The sequence below is a fragment of the Rhizobium sp. TBD182 genome (assembly GCF_001950375.1).
In the GTDB taxonomy this organism is placed as follows: Bacteria; Pseudomonadota; Alphaproteobacteria; order Rhizobiales; family Rhizobiaceae; genus Agrobacterium; species Agrobacterium tumefaciens.
In genome coordinates this window covers 83,343-86,954 of sequence record NZ_BDLN01000012.1, presented here as the reverse complement: position 1 = coordinate 86,954, position 3,612 = coordinate 83,343, and the positions used below count along the sequence as shown (strand labels likewise).

4 protein-coding genes are annotated in these 3,612 nt (G+C 57.7%); 1 reads left to right on the top strand and 3 read right to left on the bottom strand.

What is annotated here, in order from left to right; translation table 11 throughout:
• Nucleotides 1-18 precede the first annotated feature (18 nt).
• The 3 genes from trbC to T18_RS24320 are packed head-to-tail and all read right to left on the bottom strand — an operon-like array spanning nucleotide 19 to nucleotide 2,019.
• Entirely contained in the window at nucleotides 19-423 is a 405-nt protein-coding gene (gene trbC / locus T18_RS24330; protein ID WP_010892447.1) for a conjugal transfer pilin TrbC, read from the bottom strand.
• Nucleotides 413-1,384, bottom strand: coding sequence for a P-type conjugative transfer ATPase TrbB (gene trbB / locus T18_RS24325; protein ID WP_010892448.1), 972 nt, complete (start codon nucleotides 1,382-1,384; stop codon nucleotides 413-415). Before trbB ends, trbC begins: the two co-directional genes overlap by 11 nt.
• Nucleotides 1,381-2,019 (bottom strand): acyl-homoserine-lactone synthase, encoded by a 639-nt coding sequence (locus T18_RS24320; RefSeq protein WP_040132351.1) that lies wholly within the window; start codon nucleotides 2,017-2,019, stop codon nucleotides 1,381-1,383. Before T18_RS24320 ends, trbB begins: the two co-directional genes overlap by 4 nt.
• Before the next feature lie 360 nt (nucleotides 2,020-2,379).
• Between T18_RS24320 and repA the strand changes: the two genes are divergently transcribed.
• Nucleotides 2,380-3,597 carry a plasmid partitioning protein RepA gene (gene repA / locus T18_RS24315; RefSeq protein ID WP_010892450.1) on the top strand — a complete coding sequence of 406 codons (1,218 nt, stop codon included), beginning with the start codon at nucleotides 2,380-2,382 and terminating at the stop codon, nucleotides 3,595-3,597.
• Nucleotides 3,598-3,612: the final 15 nt, after the last annotated feature.

Sequence of the window (3,612 nt, the reverse complement as noted above, 5' to 3'; positions counted from 1 at the left end):
ACGAGAGCCGAGCCAGATTCAGCCATGAGCCCCCTCCCCTCTTTCAATCAGCTTGGGGGAGGGGGAGTACCCAAACGGGTCAACCTGCGAATGAAGCTCACCGATCGACGCCCCTGTCGCACCGAATAGGGCGACGATCTGGGTGGCGCCGAGCAGGACGCCACCAACCAGCGCGACGTAGCAAAGCCGTCGGGCAAAGTCGTTCAGCTCCCCGCCGAAGATCAGCATCGCACCAGCGATGGCGACGGCGGCAAGCGCGATGAAGCCGGCGACGGGACCGGTGATCGACTGTTGGATTTGCTGCAGTGGCGATTCCCAGGGAAGGCTGCCGCCACCGGAAGATGCCAGTGCCCCATCCAGGGAGCCGAGCGCGACGAGGGCCAGTGCCGTGAATATCGGGGTATGATGGGTTTTAAGCGACATGGCTGTCCTCTTCGATCTGGGCGTAATGTTCGGTCTGGTAGTGGTTGTTGCGGTATCCTTCGATATGGATGACCTCGCGGACCCGCCTCCCCTTCCCCGAGCGTTCGATGGAGACGATGAGATCGACGGCTTCGCCGATCACCTCCTGCATCAGCTGCTGGCTGGCTTCCGCCGTCAGTTGCTCCAGCCGACGCAGCGCCGACAACGCGGTGTTGGAATGGATCGTGGTGACACCGCCGGGATGGCCGGTGTTCCAGGCCTTCAGCAGGGTCAGTGCGGCGCCGTCCCGGACCTCCCCGACAATGATGCGGTCGGGACGCAGGCGCATCGTACTCTTGAGGAGGCGAGCCATGTCGACCGTATCGCTGGTATGCAGTGAGACGGCGTTCTCGGCGGCGCACTGGATTTCGGCGGTGTCTTCCAGAATGACCAAGCGATCGTCCGGAGCTGCCGTGACGATCTCGGCAATGATGGCATTGGCAAGCGTCGTCTTGCCCGAACCGGTTCCACCGGAGATGACTATGTTCATGCGGGAATCGATTGCGCTGCGGATGGCGGAGGCTTGCGCTTCGGTCATCACTTTCGATGTCACATAATCGTCGAGAGGTATGAGGCGCGATGCCCTGCGCCGAATCGTAAATGCCGGCCCGGATACAATCGGCGGCAACAGACCTTCGAAACGGTGGCCGCCGATCGGCAATTCGCCGGATATGATGGGCCGCTCGTCGTCAGCCTCGGACTGCAGGGCGTGGGCGACGCTGCCGATCACGACTTCGGCGGCGGCGGGCGTCATTGCGCCAGCGGCTACTACGCCGTGCCCGAGCCGCTCGATAAACAGTCTACCATCGGGATTGAGCATGATCTCGACCACCGTCGCATCGTCAAGGGCGACACAGAGCTGGTCGCCGAGTGAGTCCTGGAGTTTGCGGACAAGGCGCGGATGGGAGCGAAGCTGGGTCACGCCGCACTCCTCAACGGGCGGCCGTTATCGTCAGCGATAATCGAACGGTATCCCGGCGGGCAGACCCGTTCGAAGCTTTTTCGGTCGGCGGGCAAATGTCCGGCGACGGCGACGGTGTTGCCAATCGCGACGGGTTCGCCCAGTCGCGTCATCGGCCAACCGGCGCGCTTCAAGATGCGTTCGAAGCGAAGATCGGTTGCCGTGACAATTTCGTCGTAGCCGTTTGCCATCGACCATTCGATGATGCCGGCGAACATGGTGAGCGTCGCGAGATGCAGTTGCCTCCCTGCCCTCCCGGTCGGCAATGTCGTGTCGACGCAGAAGCGTGAGCTTTCGATCATTGCCGTGGTTGCGCTGAGGGAGCCGGTTGCCAGCAATTGCGGAAACGTCCGCTCCAGCATGGTCGGTCCTGATGCGGGAAGAAGCCGTGCGCAGCCGACCACCCTCTGCCCACCGAACGTCGCGAGAATGTAGGTCGGGCTGAGCTCGTCGTATTGATCCCGTTCGCCGCCGTCCTCTATTGCGACATCCCATTTCAGACGGTTTCCAAACACTTCGGCTCGAAGCCGGTGCATTTGCTTGAGGTAACTGTTCTGGTGTTGGTATTGGTCGGGCGAGACGGTCAGAATCAGCATGTTGATCTCCGCAACAAGAAACGATGCGGAGAGAAAACATCTCATTCAGGGTGTGGCTATGTGCAGATCTGCACGTAGTGATTCTACTGAGTCAGTCTTCAAAAAGCGATTTGCGCGTGCAATCGATCTCGTGCAGCGTTGATTTCATGTGCAAATCTGCACTTCGCGTTACTTATTATTGACGAATAAAATTGGCCTAACCAGCAGATAAGACATCAAGAATCCTTTTTTGAGGTAATTTCGGTTGTAGCTCGGTTAACCTTCCATTAACCAAAAACGGCTTGCAACCAGACCAACATTCGGTAATCGTCACGGAAAAATTGCCGTATGCGCTAATTAACCGTGACAAGAGAATCTATCGTGAGCAAAGCCGCTGCCATATCCAGGAATGATCGCCCGTCGGTCGATGTAACCATCGGCGAGCATGCAGAACAGCTAAGTTCGCAGCTTCAAGCGATGAGTGAGGCGCTGTTCCCGCCCACTTCGCACAAAACGCTTCGCAAATTTACGTCAGGTGAGGCCGCACGCCTCATGAAGATATCCGACTCGACTCTTCGGAAAATGACGTTGGCGGGCGAAGGGCCGCAGCCTGAGCTCGCCAGTAACGGAAGGCGCTTTTACACGCTCGGCCAGATAAATGAGATCCGCGGCATGCTTGCCCGTTCGACGCGGGGACGTGAAAGCATCGAGTTTGTACCTCATCGTAGAGGTTCTGAGCATTTGCAAGTCATCGCAGTGACCAACTTCAAAGGTGGATCTGGGAAGACGACGACTTCGGCTCACCTTGCACAGTATCTTGCGTTGCAAGGATATAGGGTCCTAGCCGTTGACCTCGATCCGCAGGCCAGTTTGTCAGCACTCCTCGGCGTTCTGCCGGAAACGGATGTAGGCGCGAATGAGACGCTTTACGCCGCTATTCGTTATGACGATACTCGACGTCCGTTGCGAGACGTGATCCGTCCGACATATTTTGATGGCCTGCATCTTGTACCCGGAAATCTCGAGCTCATGGAGTTTGAGCACACGACACCAAAGGCCTTGAGTGATCGAGGCGGCCGCGACGGTTTGTTCTTCACACGCGTGGCTCAAGCCTTTGACGAGGTAGGCGACGATTACGATGTCGTGGTTATCGACTGCCCTCCTCAGCTCGGGTTTCTGACTCTCAGCGGGTTATGTGCTGCGACAGCAATGGTGGTTACGGTGCACCCGCAAATGCTGGATATTGCGTCAATGAGTCAGTTTCTGCTCATGACCCGTGACCTTCTTGGCGTGGTGAGAGAGGCGGGAGGGAATCTTCAATACGACTTTATACGTTATCTTTTGACGCGCTATGAGCCTCAAGATGCTCCGCAAACGAAAGTCGCTGCGCTCCTTCGAAACATGTTTGAGGACCATGTTCTCACAAATCCTATGGTCAAGTCCGCCGCCGTGTCTGATGCGGGTTTAACTAAGCAGACTCTGTACGAGATCGGGAGAGAAAACCTGACCCGTTCAACTTACGACCGGGCCATGGAGTCGCTCGATGCGGTGAACGCAGAGATCGAAGCGTTGATCAAGGCGGCGTGGGGAAGGGCCTGATGACACCTATCTCTC

Coding starts and splice junctions, on each gene's coding strand:
- trbC (WP_010892447.1), bottom strand. CDS start 423: ATGTCGCTTAAAACCCATCATACCCCGATATTCACGGCACTGGCCCTC.
- T18_RS24320 (WP_040132351.1), bottom strand. CDS start 2,019: ATGCTGATTCTGACCGTCTCGCCCGACCAATACCAACACCAGAACAGT.